18 protein-coding genes are annotated in these 21,501 nt (G+C 44.1%); 7 read left to right on the plus strand and 11 right to left on the minus strand.

What is annotated here, in order from left to right; translation table 11 throughout:
* Window positions 1-12 precede the first annotated feature (12 nt).
* On the plus strand, window positions 13-492 hold the full coding sequence (locus MSG35_RS17425; RefSeq protein ID WP_248384632.1) for a DUF1456 family protein: 480 nt from the start codon (window positions 13-15) through the stop codon (window positions 490-492).
* A 194-nt stretch (window positions 493-686) separates the two neighbouring features.
* Here the strand turns inward: MSG35_RS17425 and fadR are convergent, their stop codons facing one another.
* Window positions 687-1,526, minus strand: coding sequence for a fatty acid metabolism transcriptional regulator FadR (gene fadR, locus MSG35_RS17430; protein WP_017062161.1), 840 nt, complete (start codon window positions 1,524-1,526; stop codon window positions 687-689).
* A 640-nt stretch (window positions 1,527-2,166) separates the two neighbouring features.
* Between fadR and nhaB the strand changes: the two genes are divergently transcribed.
* Together nhaB and dsbB are read left to right on the plus strand one after the other, a co-directional pair.
* Complete coding sequence (gene nhaB, locus MSG35_RS17435; protein WP_086774988.1) at window positions 2,167-3,759, plus strand: Na(+)/H(+) antiporter NhaB; 1,593 nt, start codon at window positions 2,167-2,169, stop codon at window positions 3,757-3,759.
* A 132-nt stretch (window positions 3,760-3,891) separates the two neighbouring features.
* Window positions 3,892-4,416: a disulfide bond formation protein DsbB gene (gene dsbB / locus MSG35_RS17440; protein WP_248384633.1), complete on the plus strand. Its 525-nt coding sequence runs from the start codon at window positions 3,892-3,894 to the stop codon at window positions 4,414-4,416.
* A gap of 127 nt (window positions 4,417-4,543) precedes the next feature.
* Here dsbB and MSG35_RS17445 read toward each other — a convergent pair whose 3' ends face one another.
* Window positions 4,544-5,164, minus strand: a complete 621-nt coding sequence (locus MSG35_RS17445; RefSeq protein ID WP_048613192.1) for an SEC-C metal-binding domain-containing protein — start codon at window positions 5,162-5,164, stop codon at window positions 4,544-4,546.
* Between the two features lie 210 nt (window positions 5,165-5,374).
* Here MSG35_RS17445 and MSG35_RS17450 point away from each other — a divergent pair, with 210 nt between their 5' ends.
* Both MSG35_RS17450 and dusC read left to right on the plus strand, forming a co-directional pair.
* On the plus strand, window positions 5,375-5,929 hold the full coding sequence (locus tag MSG35_RS17450) for a prepilin-type N-terminal cleavage/methylation domain-containing protein (RefSeq protein WP_248384634.1): 555 nt from the start codon (window positions 5,375-5,377) through the stop codon (window positions 5,927-5,929).
* Window positions 5,930-6,000: 71 nt separating this feature from the next.
* Window positions 6,001-6,957, plus strand: a complete 957-nt coding sequence (gene dusC, locus MSG35_RS17455) for a tRNA dihydrouridine(16) synthase DusC (protein WP_017069187.1) — start codon at window positions 6,001-6,003, stop codon at window positions 6,955-6,957.
* Between the two features lie 126 nt (window positions 6,958-7,083).
* On the opposite strand, the gene MSG35_RS17460 is transcribed toward dusC, so the two are convergent.
* The 4 genes from MSG35_RS17460 to yfbV form a co-directional block, all read right to left on the minus strand.
* Entirely contained in the window at window positions 7,084-8,550 is a 1,467-nt protein-coding gene (locus MSG35_RS17460) for a sensor domain-containing diguanylate cyclase (protein ID WP_061038827.1), read from the minus strand.
* 190 nt (window positions 8,551-8,740) lie between these two features.
* Window positions 8,741-10,606, minus strand: coding sequence for a maltodextrin glucosidase (gene malZ, locus MSG35_RS17465; RefSeq protein ID WP_248384635.1), 1,866 nt, complete (start codon window positions 10,604-10,606; stop codon window positions 8,741-8,743).
* A gap of 190 nt (window positions 10,607-10,796) precedes the next feature.
* Window positions 10,797-11,762: an ABC transporter substrate-binding protein gene (locus MSG35_RS17470; protein WP_248384636.1), complete on the minus strand. Its 966-nt coding sequence runs from the start codon at window positions 11,760-11,762 to the stop codon at window positions 10,797-10,799.
* 303 nt (window positions 11,763-12,065) lie between these two features.
* Window positions 12,066-12,518, minus strand: coding sequence for a terminus macrodomain insulation protein YfbV (gene yfbV, locus MSG35_RS17475; RefSeq protein WP_017062168.1), 453 nt, complete (start codon window positions 12,516-12,518; stop codon window positions 12,066-12,068).
* Window positions 12,519-12,859: 341 nt separating this feature from the next.
* On the opposite strand from yfbV, the gene MSG35_RS17480 reads away from it, so the two are divergent.
* Window positions 12,860-14,056 (plus strand): acetate kinase, encoded by a 1,197-nt coding sequence (locus MSG35_RS17480; RefSeq protein WP_017107306.1) that lies wholly within the window; start codon window positions 12,860-12,862, stop codon window positions 14,054-14,056.
* A 147-nt stretch (window positions 14,057-14,203) separates the two neighbouring features.
* Window positions 14,204-16,369, plus strand: a complete 2,166-nt coding sequence (pta, locus tag MSG35_RS17485) for a phosphate acetyltransferase (protein ID WP_248384637.1) — start codon at window positions 14,204-14,206, stop codon at window positions 16,367-16,369.
* Between the two features lie 82 nt (window positions 16,370-16,451).
* Here the strand turns inward: pta and MSG35_RS17490 are convergent, their stop codons facing one another.
* The 5 genes from MSG35_RS17490 to oppB form a co-directional block, all read right to left on the minus strand.
* The gene (locus MSG35_RS17490) at window positions 16,452-17,390 is read right to left on the minus strand and encodes a glutathione S-transferase family protein (protein WP_248384638.1); all 939 of its coding nucleotides are present in this window, start codon (window positions 17,388-17,390) and stop codon (window positions 16,452-16,454) included.
* Between the two features lie 194 nt (window positions 17,391-17,584).
* Window positions 17,585-18,571, minus strand: coding sequence for a murein tripeptide/oligopeptide ABC transporter ATP binding protein OppF (gene oppF, locus MSG35_RS17495; protein WP_009848634.1), 987 nt, complete (start codon window positions 18,569-18,571; stop codon window positions 17,585-17,587).
* Window positions 18,568-19,539, minus strand: coding sequence for an ABC transporter ATP-binding protein (locus MSG35_RS17500; protein WP_012603544.1), 972 nt, complete (start codon window positions 19,537-19,539; stop codon window positions 18,568-18,570). Before MSG35_RS17500 ends, oppF begins: the two co-directional genes overlap by 4 nt.
* Before the next feature lie 42 nt (window positions 19,540-19,581).
* A complete protein-coding gene (gene oppC, locus MSG35_RS17505; RefSeq protein ID WP_017062173.1) occupies window positions 19,582-20,484 on the minus strand; it encodes an oligopeptide ABC transporter permease OppC in 903 nt (300 codons plus the stop codon).
* 15 nt (window positions 20,485-20,499) lie between these two features.
* Window positions 20,500-21,420, minus strand: a complete 921-nt coding sequence (gene oppB / locus MSG35_RS17510) for an oligopeptide ABC transporter permease OppB (RefSeq protein WP_017062174.1) — start codon at window positions 21,418-21,420, stop codon at window positions 20,500-20,502.
* Between the last annotated feature and the right edge of the window lie 81 nt (window positions 21,421-21,501).

A 21,501-nucleotide genomic window follows, 5' to 3' on the forward strand; every position in this document is an offset into this window, starting at 1 on the left:
TAGGAATTCCCAGTGACTAACAACGAAATCTTGCGTCGTATTCAACACGCACTAAACCTTAAAAATGCACAAATCATCAAAGCTATCGAACAAGCTGATGTGACCGTTGCTCATGACCAAGTGATTAACTGGCTAAAAGACGACAACGACAAGTCATGCTCTAAGATGAAAGATAAAGAGTTAGCGGTATTCCTAAATGGTTTCATCAACCTTAAGCGTGGCAAAAAAGAAGGCGAGCAACCTAAACCTGAAGTTGCACTGACGAACAACATGATCTTCATGAAGCTTCGTATTGCATTAAACATGAAAGCAGAAGATGTTTTGGACGTACTAGAAGTGGTTGGCATTAGCTTGAGCAAGTACGAAATCGGCGCTTACTTCCGCAAGCCAGAAAACAAAAACTACAAAGTGTGTGAAGACCAGCTACTTTGCGATTTTCTAAACGGCGTGCAATTTACCAACCGCCCAGATTCAGAAGAATTTGTGGGTTAAGTTGCTGCTCCTAGATAAATTTTAAGTTGCTACACATAGATAAATTACTCGTCATAGGTAAATAACTGACCCACTGATAATTTTCTAGTAACGACAGATAAATAAAAAGCGGCGAGATAATTAAATTATCTCGCCGCTTTTTCGTTTTCTTTACGTCACTGACTAAACAGGAACAACAATAGTAAACCTATGGCTTAGCTGTCGTCTTCAGTGAAGTTCGTTGGCAATGTCGTTTTCATTTCATTCCAAACTTGTGCACTTGCGATACCGTAGTTACGAATCACTAATGGCAACGTTTCGCGCTCACCACTTTCACAGATAATGAACAGCTCTTTATAAAAGTCCATCGCTAAACGTCGTGCTTCTGGGTTAGAGAAGTAGTAGCTACCGATACGGTCATACAGCTTACGCACACCGTTAAAGATTAGGCCATAAATCTGGTTGCCTGAGTGGAATGCCAAACGTTGGAAAAGCATGTAATCATAGAAGTTGAAAGTCTTCGCGATTAAGATCGTCTGACGTTTCGCTTCATCTTTTTCTGAATCTTCTTTTACCGCTTGTTTGATCTTGTCAGCGTATGGCGACGATTCTAGGAACTCATCCCAAGTTGGTGCCGCAAGTAGCGCTTCACAAGATTCAATCACGTTACTGATAGTACGCTCTGAAGCTTCTTTGTTTGCTTTGAATGCATAACGCATAAAGATCGGGCTGATATTAGTACGAGCAGCAAGCAGGTCTTCTACCATTTTGCTTGCGTTATCAACGTCCAACGTCATTAGCGTATCAAGGATATGAAGACCTGAGGTTTCCATAAACTGGTTAACTTTAGTTGGTTTGCCATGTTGGATTGTCAACCAACCATCACGAGCAAGACGTTGTAGTACTTCACGAAGCGTAGTACGTGTAACACCAATTAGCTCAGAAAGCTCACGCTCTGCGGGCAAGATAGAACCTGGAGGGAAACGGCCATTCCAAATACTTTCAATGATATACTTCTCTGCAAATCCTGCCGGGCTCTTCGCCTTAATGACCATCTACACTTCAATCCAATTTAATTATTCTGTTCTAATTTACTCATCATACCACTAGTTCACACCTAGCGGAAACACCCTCAAAAATTTTACTCACCCTAAACACCGTTAGAGTTATAACTCTAAAGTTCAGCACACGTTTGCACCTCAGGTTTGTAAAGCAAGCGACTCTAAATCACCATTTAAACAAACCGTTAACACAACAATTTTTCTTTAAAATCAATGGGATTGGTCATATTTTTAAAGCTATTAATTTGCAATATTAAGTTGTAATAATCATATATAAGCCGTCGTTATTCTGTAATTTTCAATCATTTCGCTGAAATATTGATTCTAGTCGGTTTTTATCACATTTTAAGTGGTATGCTTGCGCTACTTTGATCGCGTTTCTCAACAAAAAAGAGGTATTTTTAGTGCTACAGGGCTTTTCCTGTTGACTAAATGTTATCTAAGAGTAAAGTTGCGCTCAAAAATAAGCAGTGCTTGAGTTTCTAAGGGAGTGACTTGGCAAGACCACAGAACATTACATGGAATGTAGTTTTTCTAAGTCACTGTTAGTTATAGTTTTTAACAATTTCTATAGCTCGATTCTCAAAATGTTGTATTGCTTGTCTATTCATAATCAACATAAAAGAGTATTAACATGCCGATGTCTCTCGGAAACGCTTTTATCAAGAACTTCCTTGGTAAAGCTCCTGATTGGTATAAACTTGCCATCATTTCCTTTTTAATCATCAACCCGTTTGTTTTCTTCCTAGTTGACCCATTTGTTGCGGGCTGGCTATTGGTGGTTGAGTTTATTTTCACTCTAGCTATGGCTCTCAAATGCTACCCACTTCAACCGGGTGGTCTATTAGCTATTCAAGCAGTCGCCATTGGCATGACCAAACCAGAAATGGTTTATCACGAGCTGCAAGCAAACCTTCCTGTATTACTCTTGCTCGTATTCATGGTTGCTGGCATTTACTTCATGAAAGAACTGCTTTTGTTCATTTTCACGAAGATCTTGCTTGGCATCCAATCTAAAATTTTACTCTCTGTTGCCTTCTGTGTTGCTGCCGCTTTCTTATCAGCATTCCTAGATGCACTAACAGTAATCGCCGTAGTTATTAGCGTTGCGGTCGGCTTCTACTCTATCTACCACAAGGTTGCATCAGGCAAGGGCACAACGTCTTCGCACGATCATACTCATGATGAAGAGATCTCAGAGCTAACTCGTGATGACCTAGAAAACTACCGTGCTTTCCTACGTTCACTGCTAATGCACGCTGGTGTGGGTACAGCACTGGGTGGTGTAATGACCATGGTAGGTGAACCACAAAACTTGGTAATTGCTAAGCAAGCAGGTTGGGAGTTCGGTGAATTTATCATCCGTATGCTGCCAGTAACACTACCTGTTTTCTTCTGCGGTATTTTAACTTGTGCACTTGTCGAGAAATTCAAAGTGTTTGGTTACGGTGCTGAGCTGCCAATGAATGTTCGCCAAATCTTAGTTGAGTTTGACAACAAAGAACGTGCAAACCGCACTAAGCAAGACGTAGCAAAACTATGGGTTCAGAGTGCAATCGCAGTTTGGCTAATTGTAGGCCTTGCGCTTCACGTCGCTGAAGTGGGTTTGATTGGCCTTTCAGTGATCATCTTGGCAACGGCCTTTACTGGTGTAATTGAAGAGCACTCGATGGGTAAAGCCTTTGAAGAAGCACTGCCATTTACTGCACTTCTTGCTGTCTTTTTCGCTGTCGTTGCGGTAATCATTGATCAAGGGCTATTTAAGCCAGTGATCGATGCAGTACTTCACGTTGAAGATAAAGGTGCACAGCTCGCACTATTCTATGTTGCCAACGGTATTCTATCGATGGTTTCAGATAACGTGTTCGTCGGTACGGTTTACATCAACGAAGTGAAAACTGCACTGGTTGAAGGCATCATCACTCGCGATCAGTTCGACCTACTTGCTGTTGCTATCAACACTGGTACTAACCTACCTTCTGTTGCTACGCCAAACGGCCAGGCTGCATTCCTATTCCTATTAACATCAGCACTTGCTCCGTTAATTCGACTGTCTTACGGCCGCATGGTTATCATGGCGTTGCCATACACCATCGTATTGGCACTTGTTGGCCTAGCGGGCATTGTGTTCTTCGTAGAGCCAATGACAGCATGGTTCTATGATGCAGGTTGGATCATTCAACGCACAGGTGAAGTCGTTGCTCCAGTTATCTCTGGTGGTCATTAAGCTCAACACTGTGTCGCAAACCACATTAAGTATAACTAACTAATCAAAAATATTAGTTGATTAGGAAACTTATCCAAGATAAAAAGCTCTGAGTAATCAGGGCTTTTTTATTTTATAGACGGGATTAAATTCGTGAACTTTTTAGCAATGATCAAAGACTTCTCTAAGGGACGTTTATCTTGGCTTTTACTGCTGGCTTTTATTGTCTTTTTTGAAGCGTGCGCTCTCTTCTTCCAACACGTGATGATGCTTGGTCCTTGTGTGATGTGTATCTATGAGCGCGTTGCTATGCTCGCTATCGGTGTTGCTGCCATGATTGGCGCTATTGCCCCTCATAACCCAATATCACGTTGGTTAGGCCTTGCTGGCTGGGGGTTTGGCGCATACAAAGGTTTGACGCTGGCTTTAGAACACGTTGACTACCAGTTTAATCCGTCTCCTTTTGCTACTTGTGATCTGTTCGTGACCTTCCCAAGCTGGGCGCCTTTAAATCAATGGGCTCCGTGGATGTTTGAGGCTTACGGCGACTGCAGCAAAGTTGTGTGGCAGTTCTTAGAGCTTTCAATGCCACAGTGGCTGGTGATTATCTTCGCGGGCAACTTAGTTGCTTTCGGTTTTGTAGTGATTTCTCAATTCGTTAAATCGAAGAATGACTAATAATTAGCTCATCATGTTCAGAAACGAAAAAGTCGACCCAAAGGTCGACTTTTTTTATTACTTAAGCTTTTGAACATATTAAGAGAGTCTGTTATTCACTCAAACTAAGTTGCTCAACAAGCCGTGATTAGCTGTTTTTACCGCAGCATTGTTTAAACTTCTTGCCGCTTTCACAAGGGCAAAGATCGTTTCGACCAATATCTTTAAACGGGTTCACGCTCTGCGATTTATTGCCCAACATAGCTTCATCCGCTGCCATTGCTACTTCTGAGATCATCAGATCGACTTGACCCACTAAATCGGCAAGCGATGGTGGGTTAGTAAGTCCTGCAGCGATCATTTGCTGTTGAGTTTGCTCTTCATCAATCGCAAGCATCAAGGTTGTTAGAAGCGCTTGCAACATGCGTAGAGTGCCATCCGCGACTGTTACGCTCTGCCACTGCTCTTCCACTGTTGGCCAAACCATCATGAAGCCTTCAGAAAAATCAGCGAACTGTTCGTTAAAGTCACCTTCAGCCAGTACGTCTGTTAATAGGTATTCATTACGCTGAATCAGGTTGTGCTGGCGATTAATCTGTTCTGTCACCGTTGTGACCAGCTCTTTACCCGCTTCAGGCGCAACGATAGCCAGCCACTCTTCTGGATCAAGAGGCTTGGTCGCTAAGTTAGAGGCAAGGATTGCACCTTCCATAAACTGCGGAGTAATGTCAGTGATTGATTCTGGTAGGCTTAATAATTGATATGTCATGAAAGCTCTGGATATTGGGCATTTTCGATATTATAACGCCATCCTCCCCAAGATGTCGCCAAGCACTTTTCTCTATTTTATCGCCAATTACCTTACGCAAACCATTGCTATTCAAATATTATCGAAATTTAACTTATTTCGCTTTGATAATCATAACCTTGGGTGTAAAACGCTGACTTAAACATTCAGTTACATATAGGCGCATTCATCATGAAATCAAAATCCCAAGGTTTTACATTACTCGAGCTTATTGTGGTGGTCGTTATTCTGGGTGTATTAGCGGTAACCGCTGCGCCTCGTTTTCTGGGTGTTCAACGAGATGCTCATGAAGCCTTAGCACAAGGCGCATTTGCTGCGTTCAGAAACAGCATTGATATGTACCATTCTCAATGGCTTGTCGATGGAGAACCCGACTTCGATCAAGTGGTGAATTACGGCGAAGGCGATGTCTACCCGTCAGAAACCGGTTTCCCGATTTCTGTTCGAGAACAACCACCCACAGGAGCTCCGCAAGTTGAAGGTGAGCAATGTGTGGCACTTTGGAACTCTTTGATTGATTCTGATTTGGTCGCTCGTTCTCAATACGATACTGGCTTTATTTTGCCTTCCGACGAAGCCATTGTTAGTTGGTACACTGGAACACCTGAGTGCTATTACTACTACACTCCAAGTTTTACCAGTTCTGAGCGTTTACCCATTCTCTATTATTCACCAATTACCGGAGAAGTAAGAGTAGCTCGAGAAATGGCAAACACCGCTCCTTAGTGACAATCTAGCTAACACGCCGTACAATCACGCCTCGAATTTTTCGGTTCATTCAGTTTTGGTAAAGCAACATGCGCGTAATACTTGGCCCTATGGAGGGCGTTCTAGACCACCTAATGCGTGAGATTCTCACAGAGATTAATGATTACGATCTCTGTGTGACAGAGTTTGTGCGTGTCGTGGACCAACTTCTTCCCCCGCATGTGTTCCACCGTATTTGCCCTGAGCTACATCAAGGCTCTCAAACCATGGCTGGTGTGCCAATCCATCTCCAGCTTTTAGGGCAACACCCAAATTGGATGGCCGAGAATGCTTTTCAAGCTGCTAGCTTAGGCGCGAAAGGGATCGATCTTAATTTTGGTTGCCCAGCAAAGGCGGTAAACAAAAGTAATGGTGGTGCGTCACTGCTAAAAGAGCCAGAACTCATTTATCAAGTGGTGAACGCCTGTCGAGAAGCAGTACCTGCACACATACCTGTGTCCGCAAAGATTCGATTAGGTTGGGAGCATCCGGAAGAGTGCTTTGAAATCGTCGATGCCATCGAACAAGCCAAAGCTGACGAACTCACCGTGCATGCAAGAACCAAAGTTGGCGGCTATAAAGCCAGCGAAATCAAATGGGATTTCATCAATCAAATAAGAGAAAAAACATCTCTCCCGTTGATTGCTAATGGGGAAATCTGGAACTATCAAGATGGTCAAGATTGCATAGAAGCAACAGGCGTCGATTCATTGATGGTCTGCCGTGGTGCTTTCAATATTCCAAACCTTGGTAACGTCGTTAAGCACAACCACCAGAAAATGCCGTGGGATAAAGTCATTGAACTTTTGCTGCGCTATTCAGAGTTTCAAATTAAAGGGGACAAAGGCATGTACTACCCCAATAGAGTGAAGCAATGGTTTGTTTATCTGAGTAAAGGCTACCCAGAAGCGAACGAACTATTTAAAGAAATTCGTACTTTCAAAAAGGCGCCACCGATTGTAGAACGCCTTCAGCGTTATCAAGAAGAACGCCGCCAACCTGTTTAAGATTATGTTTAGGGTTAAGCCCCTAACGATACAAACGTGTTTACCGGTGCAAATAAGCTTTGCTTGGTAGACACGTTGGCTCTTCCCTCTTTCATTTTCATACAAAGCACCGATTCAACAACGTAGCTAAAATTCAAGACGGTCTTTACCTGTCGTCTTAGCCACGTACAGCTTTTCATCGGCGTACTTAAATATCTCATCGAAGTTAAGTTTACTTTGCTCAGTTTCAACAATGCAGACACCGCCAGATACTGTAAATCCATTTGGAATAATGTCGGCTGAAGTGGAACAAATCGCATTCTTCACTCGCTCTAATGTTCTCATCAAAGTTTCACGATCTTCGCCTTTCATATAAACGACAAACTCTTCACCGCCAAACCGTGCTGCAACGTCACTGCTTCGAATACTGTTGCTGATCTGACGCGACATATAACGAATCACATCGTCACCCTTATCGTGGCCGTAGGTGTCGTTAATTGACTTGAAATCATCGATATCGAAGACGGTTAAAGCAAATAGTTGATCGTGCTCTACGCTGCGCCAGAACGCTTCTAAGCCACGACGATTCAATAACCCTGTCATAGGGTCTTTGGCTGCGAGATCTTTGAAATAACCTCGCTCGATGTTGGAATTAACGTAGAAAAAAATCGTCACAGAAAACAAGTACACAATAATCGCAACAATAAGGCTGTCTTTCTCATATACGAAAAAGTGCTCGACCTCTTTCGCTATGTCTAATTCGTAGTACATCGCATGGTGAGACGCGACACCATCCAGTTTGATCTCGTGATAAAAAGCCGCAGAATCTACCGGGGTCGCTAAAGTGGTATCAATGATATCGATACGACCGGCAAGATGTTCATTCGAGTTTGCAAGCAGCTTGTCAGCGTCAATATCAACCGAAAGCATCCCTTGATGCACACCTTGGTGGAACACTGGGATCGTCATACTGATCATTCGGTCTAGAGACTCAAATCGATAAGCAGGACCGGTTAGTGTTAATTGTTCTGGATTGTTGGCTGTTTTTTGCCAATAGGGACGACTTTTTATGGTCGAAAGCAATTCCTTACTCAGTTTCTTAGCAAAGCCTTCAGGCGACGAGATCACATAACCACGCGTATCAATAAAGTGCACGCCGTTATGGAACTCATCAAGTTGGGATAAGAATGAAAGAATTGGCGCAAGAGCAATCTTCTCAGATGCACTTTTGTAGCTGTCACTGGTTTCGGAACAAAGGGACTCTTCACCGACCAACATATAGTCGATATCGACGGAAGGGATGTCTGAGGTTTTACCATCAGCGAGAAGTAACACGTCGATCGGCCAAATTTGGCAAAGGCCATTCACAACTTGTTTGTTGTGATCAAGAAAGAGAGGGTTTCCTGATTTGTAGTAGTTGGAGAAGCTGTAATCTAAGGCTGTCACCACCTTTGTGGTTCGTTTGAACACCTCTTCAATACGTTGGAATTCGCTGCCAATGTCTTTCTTCACCAAATCAAAATGATTCTTTCCGATTAAGCCAAGCAGCATCGTCGCGATCACCGCGGGAAACCCGAAGACAAAGGTTAGGCTAAAGTGCCTATTTACTTTCATATAATGTGCTCTTAGCGTTCAGCTATTTTCATTTACCCCATTAATATTATTACATTAATTGTCATTTTCCTCGAGGTAAAAGAGTGTAAATTGATATGAATCGAGCCTAAGTATTGAACAGACAATTCCTTTTACAAAACTAACCCTGCATTAAGCAGGTTAGATGAGATTGTTTAAGTCATTTTAAAATTCAACAATTTACCACATCAAAAATCTTCGCTTGCATCGCTGGAATAACAATATCTGCGGTACCGTTACAGATCAAAACACGTTCTATTCGACCAAGCAAAGCGACCAGCTCACCTTGCTCTTGTCCAAGCATCCATACAGGTAAAGCTAGCGACTTTTCTTTGTTAGACAAGTTTAGTACAACTAAGGTCTTTTCCCCTCCCAGGCAACGCGCAAACACTAAAGTTTCAGCATCACAATACAACTCTAAGTAAGCTCCACTTTGTAAGCTTCTGCGTTCAGTGCGCAAACTTATCAACGCTTGATGGAATGAGAACCAATGGGATGTTTGCTCTGCTCCCCACGGGAAACATCTGCGATTATCCGGATCTTGACCGCCTTCTAAACCCACCTCGGTTCCGTAGTACAAACACGGCGTCCCAACGTAAGTGAATAATAAAGTCAGAGCTAATTTCTGTTTCGCTTCGTCGCCATTGAGAAGCGTCAAGAGCCTTGCCGTATCGTGGCTATCCAATTGATTCAGTTGCGATAACTGATTCAACCATGGCACCTTAGCTCTTGCTTCTGCTAACCAATCAGAGAAAGTGTACATATCAATATTGATTGGCTCATAAGCGATATCTTGCTTCGCCAATAACGCGCGTACCGGATGGGCAAAACCATAGTAGTTCATTGACCCGTCTTCTTGCTCTCCCTGTAACCATTGGCTGGCCTCAAAGAAATGCTCTCCCAAGATATAAGCCTCTGAGTTCTCGGCCTTTACTGAGTCACGGAATGCTTTCACATAATGCGCATTGTTATAGGCGCCCTCACCTTCCCCTAGCATATGGATCACATCGAAACGCCACCCATCGATGTGGTAAGGCGCTTTCAGCCAATGTTTGATTACCGACTCTTCGGATTGGTAGATATGGTCTCGAACTGCTTCGTTAGAGAAATTTAAAACAGGGAGCGATGAGATACCTTTCCATCCTACGTACTGAATCGAATCACTTGGTTCGAAGAAGTAGTAATCATGATAAGGAGAATCAGAATGACCATAAGCCCCTTTCTCTGATTTCAGATTTGAACTGTTGGTTTTGAGTTTATCAAACCAAGGGTGCTCGACCGATGTATGGTTGAACACGGCATCTAAGACAATTTTCATGTCACGTGCATGGATATCGCTAGAGAGCGCTGCGAACTCTTCATTCGTGCCAAAGTGTAGGTCGACTTTGTAGTAATCGGTCGTGTCGTATTTGTGATTACTCGGTGATTGGAAGATCGGGTTTAGGTACAAAGCGGTAATACCTAGCTCTTGTAAGTAGTCTAGCTTGTTATGAATGCCCGCTAAATCGCCACCAAAAAACTCAGCAGCCCCTGTTCCATTGTGCCCTTCAACAGAATCGCCCCACTCTTTAACAACGACATCTAAGGTGTTTTCTTTTAGGCGATATTCCCCGGCTTTAACACTGATACTCGGGTTACCATTGCAAAAGCGTTCTGGGAAAATTTGGTAGAAAACCTGCTCCGAGACCCATGATGGTGGGCGGTGATGGGCATTAAACTTAAAATGAAACTCACGGCTTGGAACGCGACTATGTATACCCCTAGCATCAAGCCAGTGCTGTTCTGTTGAGTCGACTAACTTGAACACATAGTGAGTAATATCTCTGTCTGCATTGACAGGAAAAGATACTTGCCACACGGTCAATCGACCTTCAGTACCGACTTTGCTCATATCAAGCAAGTACTCTTCATTATCCGGCTCATGCCTCAACAGAACCCGATTCCAATCACTGCGGTCAGTCATTAACTTAACGGTCAGAATGCCGTCTTTTTCGTGGAAGTAATCGGGGGTTTGAGCATGAAAGATAAATGGTTTCATAGCGGTTCTCGAGCAATGTTTAATTTGCTTAAGATATGAAATTTTTTGTTGGCGACAATCAGAAAAATATCGTCAGACAAAGTAGATCACGCTTTGTAGACCCACTTTGTTTTCAGTAAGACGATTTCTCTCAAAATGATCAAATGAATAGGCCTGTTACCAAGTGTAGATCGCGTTTGAAGTCGACCTATTAACGACTGACTACCGCGCGGTCGATCACCGATTGAGGCAATGTCACACCCAACTCACGAGCAGCTTCTAGATTAACCACCAGCTGTGAGCTTTGTGCGGTTTTAACACTCAATTTTCCAGGCTTTTGTCCGTTGAGGATAGCTGCTACATAGTCCGCAGTTTGTACCCCTACGTCATAATAATCTAAACCCAAACCTGCAATAGCGCCCTTTCCTACATAAGATGTAGCGCCTGCGACGACAGGTGTATCGGCTTGGTTAGCCGCGTTGATAAGACCTTCCATTCCACTCGCAACCGTATTATCGGTCAAGGCGTAGATAACATCCGATTTCTTTGCCACTGATTCTGCTTTTGATTCCACGTCATCAATTGTGAGTGCTCTTTCTGTGTAAAGAGTAAAACCAAAATCTCGTGTCGCTTTCTTTAACAGCCCAACCAAAGCCACTGCATTTGCCTCTGCTGGGTTGTACACAACACCGATTGAACTAGCGTCAGGAAGAAGCTCTTTGATCAAAGAGACATGTTGAACGATTGGAGAGAGATCAGAAAGACCCGTGACATTGCGGCCCGGCTTTTCTAGCTGTTTGACCAGTCTTGCACCAATGGGATCGGTTACCGCGGTAAACACAATCGGTATCGAGCGAGTTGCCGAAACCAAAGCTTGTGAAGTCGGTGTCGCGATGCCAACGAGTACATGTGGATTTTCACTGACCAACTCTCTGGCAATCTTGGCTGCCTGAACTGGGTTGCCATCCGCCATTTCATAGGAGAATTCTAAGTTCTTACCGGGTTCGTACCCCTTGGCTCTCAATCCTTCAAGAAGCCCTAGACGTGTCGCATTCAGATCTGGATGGTCAACAACTTGTGAAACCGACACTTTGGCAACGTTTGCCATTACATTGCCAGTCCATAGCAACATCCAGCAGCTTAAACCCGCTGCCAATACCTTTCTTACAGAACTCATTGTCGCTCCCTGAATCAAGCTCTACCCGTCATTACTCGCTCAAAGAGAACAACATCAAAATCACTATTGACATTATTACCAGTAACCATTGATAACTTGAAGTGATATTTAACAAAAATACAACAAGGCTCGAGTTATGTGAGAAAGGTTATATTGACTTCGGAGGAAGGTAAGAAACCAAGTGAATAAGGACAGGTAAGCTAAACGGAAAGTAAGCGAGGTAACGAAAGAGAGGAGCAAATCTGAGAACAAGCCATAGAAGATGAATAGTTGTTCTCAGACAAGAGGGAGAGCTGGGGTTCTTTAGAACCAACGCTCCATTGAGGACTTATCTAACTGACGAAACGCACGATTTAAAATGATTGCCAATTCTTTATAGCGAGGGCGCGGCTTCATAGGCTCTAACGCAAACCCCGTTTCAGTGATCTTTTCATGCAGTTCGCGGTACCACGATACTAGCGCTGGCGGAAGTTGTGTATTTGAGCGATTGCCCAACCACCACATACCTTGAAGCGGCAAGCTGATCGCAAACAAAGCCATAACCACAGCCTGTGGCATCGCTTGGTAATTATTAAAGACCATTTGTGTAAGAACACTGATAGCGGCAATCGCAGGCATCACTTTCACGCCAAAACGGGTCGCTTTAATAATGCGCTGTTCTGGGAAGATCGCGTTTAACTCTTTTCGGACGGGCCAGAGATCCATGTACTTTTGGCCATCTTTTAAACTACTAGCTAAACCAACTCTATTGCTCATATGAGTCTCCCATTAAAAAAAAGTTGAAATCATCAACTAAAAACACAAAAATTTGACGAAAAATAATATTCTTTCAAATTTTTTTGTTATATTTGCACAATATCGCTATTATTTGCAGACCTCAATCTCATTGTTGCCCTTATTTACAATTTAAGCAACTTTGAGAAGACTTCTGCAAGGAATGCACAAGCCTCTTTTTGATAAAGAGCGCTTTCACTTTATACGGAAATTAACGTTTTTTTGACCAAGGTTAGTACGCAAGCCTATGTGCTTCGACTATTCTTGAGATTAATTTTCATCCTTAACTGATTTCGATCAGAAAAATAAACAGGTAGTCATTAATGTCTAAGCTAGTTTTAGTTTTAAACTGTGGTAGTTCTTCTCTTAAATTCGCTGTTGTTGATGCAGAAACAGGTGCAGAGCACCTAACTGGTCTTGCTGAGTGTCTAGGTCTTCCAGAAGCTCGTATGAAGTGGAAACTTGATGGCAAGCATGAAGCACAACTAGGCGCGGGCGCAGCTCACGTAGAAGCACTATCTTTCATGGTAGAAACTATTCTTGCTTCTAAGCCTGAGCTTAAAGCTAACCTTGGCGCTATCGGTCACCGTATCGTACACGGTGGCGAGCAGTTCACTTCTTCTGCACTTATCACTGATGAAGTTCTTAAGGGTATTCAAGACGCTGCGACTTTCGCACCTCTTCACAACCCAGCTCACCTTATCGGTATCGAAGCGGCTCAACAGAACTTCCCTGGTCTACAAAACGTTGCTGTTTTTGACACTGCGTTCCACCAAACAATGCCTTCTGAGTCTTACCTATACGCTCTACCGTACAACCTGTACAAAGAGCACGGCATCCGTCGTTACGGCATGCACGGTACTTCTCACCTATTCATCACTCGTGAAGTTGCAGGCCTACTAAACAAGCCAGTTGAAGAAGTTAACATCATCAACTGTCACCTAGGTAACGGCGCTTCTGTATGTGCAATCAAGAACGGTCAATCTGTAGATACTTCTATGGGTCTTACTCCTCTTGAAGGTCTTGTAATGGGTACTCGTTGTGGTGACCTAGATCCTGCGATCATCTTCCACCTACACGACGCTCTTGGTTACTCTGTTGAAGAAATCAACAACATGCTAACTAAAGAGTCTGGTCTTGCTGGTCTAACTGAAGTGACTTCTGACTGTCGTTTCGTTGAAGACAACTACGGTGAGAAAGAAGAAGCAACTCGTGCAATGGACGTGTTCTGTCACCGTCTAGCTAAGTACGTAGCTGGTTACACTGCAACTCTAGAAGGTCGTCTAGACGCAATCACTTTCACTGGCGGCATCGGCGAGAACTCAGGCCCAATCCGTGAAATGGTTCTTAACCGCCTAGGCATCTTCGGCATCGAAGTTGACGGTGAAGCTAACCTTAAAGCTCGTTTCGGCGGCGAAGGTACTATCACTACAGCTAACAGCCGTATCCCTGCAATGGTTATCTCTACTAACGAAGAGCTAGTAATTGCTGAAGACACTGCGAAACTAGCAGGTCTTTAATTGATTTTCCTGACTAGCTTCACTCGAAGCTAGTCAGTTTTTCATATCAAGAAAATGGGGCTCAACTTCTATTCCTACCCCAATTTAAATATCGGTGGGAATAGCAGTTGAGCTTTTTTTATTTCCAATAGTCAAAGGTGTTCGTCAATGTCACGTACTATTATGCTTATCCCTACAAGCGCTGGTGTTGGTCTTACTAGTGTTAGCATGGGTGTTCTTCGCGCTATGGAGCGTAAGGGCGTAAGTGTTTCTTTCTACAAGCCAATCGCTCAACCTCGCAGCGGTGGTGATCAACCCGATCTAACGTCTACTATTATCAGCGTAAACAGCGACATTAAGATTGGTGAGCCAATCGCAATGACTAAAGCTGAAGCTTTGATCGGTAGCGAAAAAATGGACGTACTTCTTGAGTCTGTTGTTGAGCAATACAACAAGATCAACAAAGACGCAGAAGTAACGCTAATCGAAGGTCTAGTACCTACTCGTAAGCACCCATTTGCTAACCAAGTAAACGCGGAAATCGCGAAGACACTTGGCGCGGAGATCGTATTCGTTGCGACTCCTGGTACTGACAACCCTACGCAACTTAAAGAGCGTATCGAAGTAGCATGTTCTAACTTCGGCGGTACTAAGAACAAAAACATCAAAGGCGTAATCATTAACAAGCTTAACGCTCCTGTTGATGAAGCTGGCCGTACTCGCCCTGACCTATCTGAAATCTTTGATGATGCAGACAGCGCTCAGCAAGCGAACCTTGAAGTAATGCAAATCTTCAACTCTAGCCCTATCCGTGTTCTTGGCTGTGTGCCATGGAGCATCGACCTAATCGCAACTCGTGCGGTTGATATGGCTAAGCACCTTAACGCTGAAATCGTTAACGAAGGTGAAATCTCAACTCGTCGTATTAAGAGCATCACTTTCTGTGCACGTTCTCTACCGCACATGATTGAGCACTTCAAACCAGGTTCACTGCTAGTAACTTCTGCAGACCGTCCTGACGTTATCGTTGCTGCGGCTCTTGCTGCGAAAAACGGTGTTGAGATTGGCGCAATCCTACTGACTGGCGGTTACGACATCCCAGAAAGCATTGCTAACCTTTGTGCACCAGCATTCGCTTCAGGTCTACCGATCTTCAAAGCGCAAGGTAACACTTGGCAGACGTCTCTAAACCTACAGAGCTTCAACCTAGAAGTTCCTGCAGACGATAAAGAGCGTATCGAGTTTGTTAACGATCACGTTGCAAGTCACATTGATGGCCCTTGGATTGATTCTCTATCTGAAGGTACTCAAGGCATCCGTCGTCTAAGCCCACCAGCATTCCGTTACCAGCTAACTGAATTTGCTCGTAAAGCGGCTAAGCGCATCGTTCTTCCTGAAGGTGATGAGCCACGTACAGTTAAAGCTGCGGCTATCTGTGCTGAGCGCGGTATCGCAACGTGTGTACTTCTAGGTAACCCTGAAGAAATCCGTCGCGTTGCAGCACAGCAAGGTGTTGAGCTCGGCGCTGGCGTTGAGATCATCGATTCTGCATCAGTTCGCGAAAACTACGTAGCTCGTCTAGTAGAACTTCGTGGCGCTAAAGGTATGACTGAAGTTGTTGCTCGTGAGAAGCTAGAAGATTCAGTATTCCTAGGTACTATGATGCTTGAAGCTGGCGAAGTTGACGGCCTAGTTTCTGGTGCTGTTCACACAACAGCGAACACAATCGTTCCTCCGTTCCAGATCATCAAGACTGCTCCTGATGCTTCTATCGTATCTTCAATCTTCTTCATGCTTCTGCCTGATCAAGTTCTTGTATACGGTGACTGTGCGATCAACCCAGATCCAACAGCTGAACAGCTTGCTGAAATCGCTATCCAATCTGCAGATTCTGCTGCGGCATTCGGTATCGACCCACGCGTTGCTATGATCTCTTACTCTACTGGTGAGTCTGGTAAGGGTGCAGACGTAGATAAAGTACGTGAAGCAACGAAACTTGCTCAAGAGAAACGTCCTGATCTAGTGATCGACGGTCCTCTACAGTACGATGCAGCAATCATGGAAAACGTAGCCGCTTCTAAAGCGCCTAACTCTCCAGTTGCAGGTAAAGCGACTGTATTCGTATTCCCAGACCTAAACACTGGTAACACAACTTACAAAGCGGTACAGCGTTCAGCAGACCTAGTATCTATCGGTCCAATGCTGCAAGGTATGCGCAAGCCAGTAAATGACTTGTCTCGTGGTGCTCTAGTAGACGACATCGTTTACACAGTAGCTCTAACGGCTATCCAAGCAGACCAAGCAGCTCAAGCTGAAGAAAAAGTAATTAACTAATTTTTCTTTAGTAGAAAGCAAAAACCCTAGATGTTTATCTAGGGTTTTTTTATGTCTGGAGTAAAGGAGCTACTTGGTAAGACTAGCTTCGTCCATGTGGCGATTCTAAATCTAGTGCTGGCCCTTTAGGGACAACCTGAGTTGGGTTAATACCGGTATGGCTGTAGTAGTAGTGACGCTTGATATGATAGAAATCGGTCGTCTCTTTAATACCCTCTATTTGGTACAACTCTTTTAAGTAGCCTTGAATGTGTGGGTAGTCGGCAATTCGCTGCTTATTACACTTAAAATGCCCAACATAAACCGCATCAAATCGAACCAGAGTAGTGAACAAGCGCCAATCCGCTTCTGTAATCTCGCTACCCGCTAAATAGCGATGTTCGCTAAGATGGGCATCTACTTTGTCTAAGGCTTCAAATAAGGCGTCATACGCTTCTTCGTAGGCTTCTTGTGTTGTCGCAAAGCCAGTACGATAAACGCCGTTGTTGATGTTCGGGTAGATATAATCATTCCACTCATCAATCTTCTTGGACAACTCCCACGGGTAGTAATCATCGGTGTTGCCTGTTAACTCATTAAATTCTGAGTTAAACATACGGATAATCTCAGACGACTCGTTACTCACAATGGTGTTGGTTTTCTTATCCCACAACACAGGCACAGTTACTCTGCCCGAGTAATCCGGTTTGGCTTGAGTGTAGATTTGATGCATGCGGGTATGACCAAATAGAGGCTCAGGTAACCCCATTTGCCAACCTTCACTCATCATGTCTGGGCAAACGACTGTCACGTCAATATGCTCGGTTAGGTCTTTCAGCTCGCGGAAGATAAGGGTTCGGTGCGCCCAAGGACAAGCTAACGATACGTATAAGTGATAACGGCCGCTTTCCGGCTGAAACTGCGCGCCCGGTTTGTTCTCTACCCAGTGACGAAAGCCCGCATCTTCACGAACAAATTTACCACCGCTTTCTTTGGTGTCGTACCACACATCGTGCCAAACACCTTCAACTAACTTACCCATATCCAAACCTCTGTCATCCAAGCTTTTCTCTAGTATAAAAAAAGCCAACTTTTTCAAAACTAGAAGAAGTTGGCTTAGTTGTTCGAATTATTTGATGAAGCTTATTTAATATGGATCTTTAGATACAAAAAAAGCGCAACTCATAAACAAGTTGCGCTTAAGCCTGTCACAGGCTGAACCGGTTTAAATAGGCTCTAGACTTGTACGTGCAAGCAAGATACTGCGTGTACGTCATCGCCTTGAATGGTTGGCTTAGTTTGCGCACACGCCTCTGTTGCTTGTGGGCAACGCGTACGGAACACACAACCTGATGGTGGATTGATTGGTGAAGGTAAATCGCCTTCCAACATCTGAATCGTTTTGTTGCGCTCTAGACGAGGGTCTGGAATCGGAACTGCAGACATCAACGCTTTGGTGTACGGGTGCTTAGGATCCGAGAATAAGGCATCTGATTCACCAAGCTCTACCGCATTACCTAGGTACATCACCAATACACGGTCAGAGATGTGTTTAACCACTGACAAGTCGTGCGCGATGAATACCAAAGACAAACCAAGTTCTTTCTGTAGCTCTTTCAGAAGGTTAACTACTTGAGCTTGGATAGATACATCCAGTGCAGAAACAGGTTCATCACAGATGATCATCTTAGGTTTCAAGATTAGCGCACGTGCAATACCAATACGCTGACACTGACCACCAGAGAATTCATGTGGGTAACGGTTGATTACGTTTGGTAGTAGACCAACCTTTGCCATCATCTCTTTAACTCTGTCCTTTACTTCTTGTTTAGAAAGTTCAGGGAAGAAAGTCTCTAGAGGCTCAGCAATGATATCGCCTACTGACATACGTGGGTTAAGCGATGCTAGCGGGTCTTGGAAGATCATCTGAATCTCTTTACGAGTCTCACGACGCTTCACTTCCTGCATCTTAGTTAGGTCTTGACCTAACCACATCACTTGACCTTCAGTCGCTTCAACCAAGCCGATAATCGCACGGGCAAAAGTTGATTTACCACAACCAGACTCACCCACTACGCCTAGTGTTTCGCCTTCGTAAAGGTGAACATCAACCCCATCAACCGCTTTAAGGTTTGATGGTTTTGCCCAAGGCCAAGCAGACTTAGCTGCAATGCTAAAGTGAACTTTCAGGTCTTTAATATCTAATAGTAATTCTTTACTCATTTTGTCCAAGTCTCCCAATCTGAAAAACAAGCACGCTGACGGTCTTTAGCAAATGGCTGCAAAATCGGTGCTTCTTGCTTACAACGGTCCATTACACGGTGACAACGGTCTTGGTAAGGACAACCTGTTGGTAGGCGAAGTAAGTTAGGTGGGTTACCTGGAATCGTCGGTAGAATTTCACCTTCGGTATCCAAACGAGGAATCGCTTTAAGCAGGCCTTCCGCATATGGGTGGCTTGGCTCGTAGAAGATTTCATCAACCGTGCCGTATTCCATTGTACGACCCGCGTACATCACAAGTACTTTGTCACATGAGCCAGCAACAACACCCAAATCATGGGTGATCATAATGATTGCTGTATTGAACTCATCTTTAAGTTCGTTCAGCAATTCCATGATTTGCGCTTGAATGGTTACATCCAGTGCCGTTGTTGGTTCATCAGCGATAAGCAATTTAGGACGACACAGCAGTGCCATTGCGATCATCACACGCTGACGCATGCCGCCCGAAAATTCGTGCGGGTACATGGTAATACGTTTACGAGCTTCAGGGATTTTCACCGCTTCAAGCATGCGAACTGATTCTTCAAACGCTTCTGCTTTACCCATGCCTTTATGCAGCATAAGTACTTCCATCAACTGATCACTTACTTTCATGTAAGGGTTCAGTGAGGTCATTGGATCTTGGAAGATCATTGCGATCTGTTCAGCACGAACCTTGTTCAGTGCTTTTTCAGGCAGGTTGAGGATTTCATTGCCTTCAAACTTTGCACTGCCTGAGATGATGCCGTTCTTAGCAAGCAGTCCCATCAGTGCAAATACCGTTTGTGATTTACCTGAACCCGACTCACCAACAATACCCAGCGTTTCGCCTTGGTTAAGTGAGAAGTTCAAGTCGTTTACTGCGGTTACGATACCATCTTGCGTGGTAAATTCGACGCGCAGATCTTTGACATCTAATAAGCTCATTATTACTTCCTTAATCTTTTATAGCTTTTAATTGCTATTTCGTTATCTGTCTTTTGGATCAAGCGCGTCGCGCAGACCATCACCTACGTAGTTAAAGCAGAACAGCGTAACTACCATGAATGCCGCAGGGAATGTTAATTGCCAGATTGCAACTTCCATTGTTTGCGAACCTTCTTGAAGCAATGCGCCCCAGCTTGTCATAGGCTCTTGAACACCAAGACCAAGGAAAGATAAGAATGATTCTGTAAGGATCATGCTTGGAATAAGCAGCGTAGAGTAAACCGCTACGATACCCAGTACGTTCGGTACGATGTGACGTGTAATGATCTTCCATTTGCTTACACCACATACGTGTGCAGCTTCAATGAACTCTTTACTACGTAGGCTCAACGTTTGACCACGTACAATACGCGCCATATCTAGCCAAGCAATCGCACCAATAGCAACGAAGATTAGGACGATGTTACGACCAAAGAACGTTACCAGTACGATTACTAGGAACATGAATGGTACTGCGTACAAGATCTCTAGGATACGCATCATCACTCGGTCAGTACGACCGCCGATGAAGCCAGAAGCGGCACCGTAAAGCGTACCAATCAGTACCGCTACGAATGCACCCATCACACCAACCATCAATGAGATGCGGCCACCGACAAGAGTACGAACGTACAAATCACGACCTAAGCTATCTGTACCAAACCAGTGATCCGCATTCGGACCAACGTGCATTGCGTACCAGTCAGTATCATCATAAGTGTACTGAGCCAGCATCGGTAAGAAGATAACTGCCAGTACCATAAGCGTAAGAATGAACAGGCTCACCATTGCTGCTTTGTTTCGCATGAAACGAATGCGCGCGTCCTGCCACAAACTACGACCTTCAATCTCTAAGCTCTCAGAGAACTTTTCGATCGCTTCTAAATTTTCTTTTTTCTTCAACATAACCATGCGTCCCTGTTAGTAGCGAATTTTCGGGTCAATAAGCGCTAGCAAAATATCAACGATTGCGTTGAACAAGATGAATAGGAAACCAATCAAGATGGTTACACCCATTACTAGCGAGTAGTCACGGTTAAACGCGGCGTTAACAAACAGCTTACCGATACCTGGTAGGCCGAAGATGGTTTCAACAACAACTGAACCTGTGATGATACCTACGAACGCAGGTCCCATGTAAGAAACAACAGGTAGCATTGCTGGCTTAAGTGCATGTTTTAGAATGATATAACGGTAGCTTAGGCCTTTTGCACGTGCAGTTCGGATAAAGTTACTGTTTAGCGTTTCAATCATGCTACCGCGAGTAATACGAGCAAAAGTTGCTACGTAAAGAAGAGACATCGCAATAACAGGCAGCACGATGTACATGAATGTACCGCCATGCCAACCGCCTGCTGGGAATATGTTCCAGTGCAGGGAGAAAAGGTAAATAAGCGCCGGTGCCAACACGAAGGATGGCATCACCACCCCGAGCATGGCGGTCGACATTATGGTGTAGTCGACCCAGGTATTGTGCTTCAAGGCGGCAATCGTCCCGACGGTGACCCCCATCAATAGTGTGAAGATAAAGGCAACGAAACCTACCTTCGCAGATACTGGAAGTGCAACCGCGATCAGCTCATTTACTGTGTAATCTTGGTATTTAAAAGAGGGACCGAAGTCACCTTGTAAGATATTTGTCAAATACGTGGTGTATTGTTCAAATACTGGTTTATCTAAGCCGTATTTAGCTTCGATGTTAGCCATAACTTCTGGCGGTAATGGACGCTCGCTTGAAAACGGGTTACCCGGTGCGAAACGCATGAGAAAGAAAGATATAGTGATCAACACCAACATGGTTGGAATCGCTTCAAATATCCTTTTCATAATGAATTTAAGCATAAACTCACTCTTTCAGTCTGTGACAATTAAAATTAGAAAGACGCTACATGCGCGCCCTGCGCATGTAGTGTCTGTATCGTT

This window comes from Vibrio sp. 1CM23M (assembly GCF_023161755.1).
GTDB classification, from domain to species: domain Bacteria; phylum Pseudomonadota; class Gammaproteobacteria; order Enterobacterales; family Vibrionaceae; genus Vibrio; species Vibrio coralliirubri.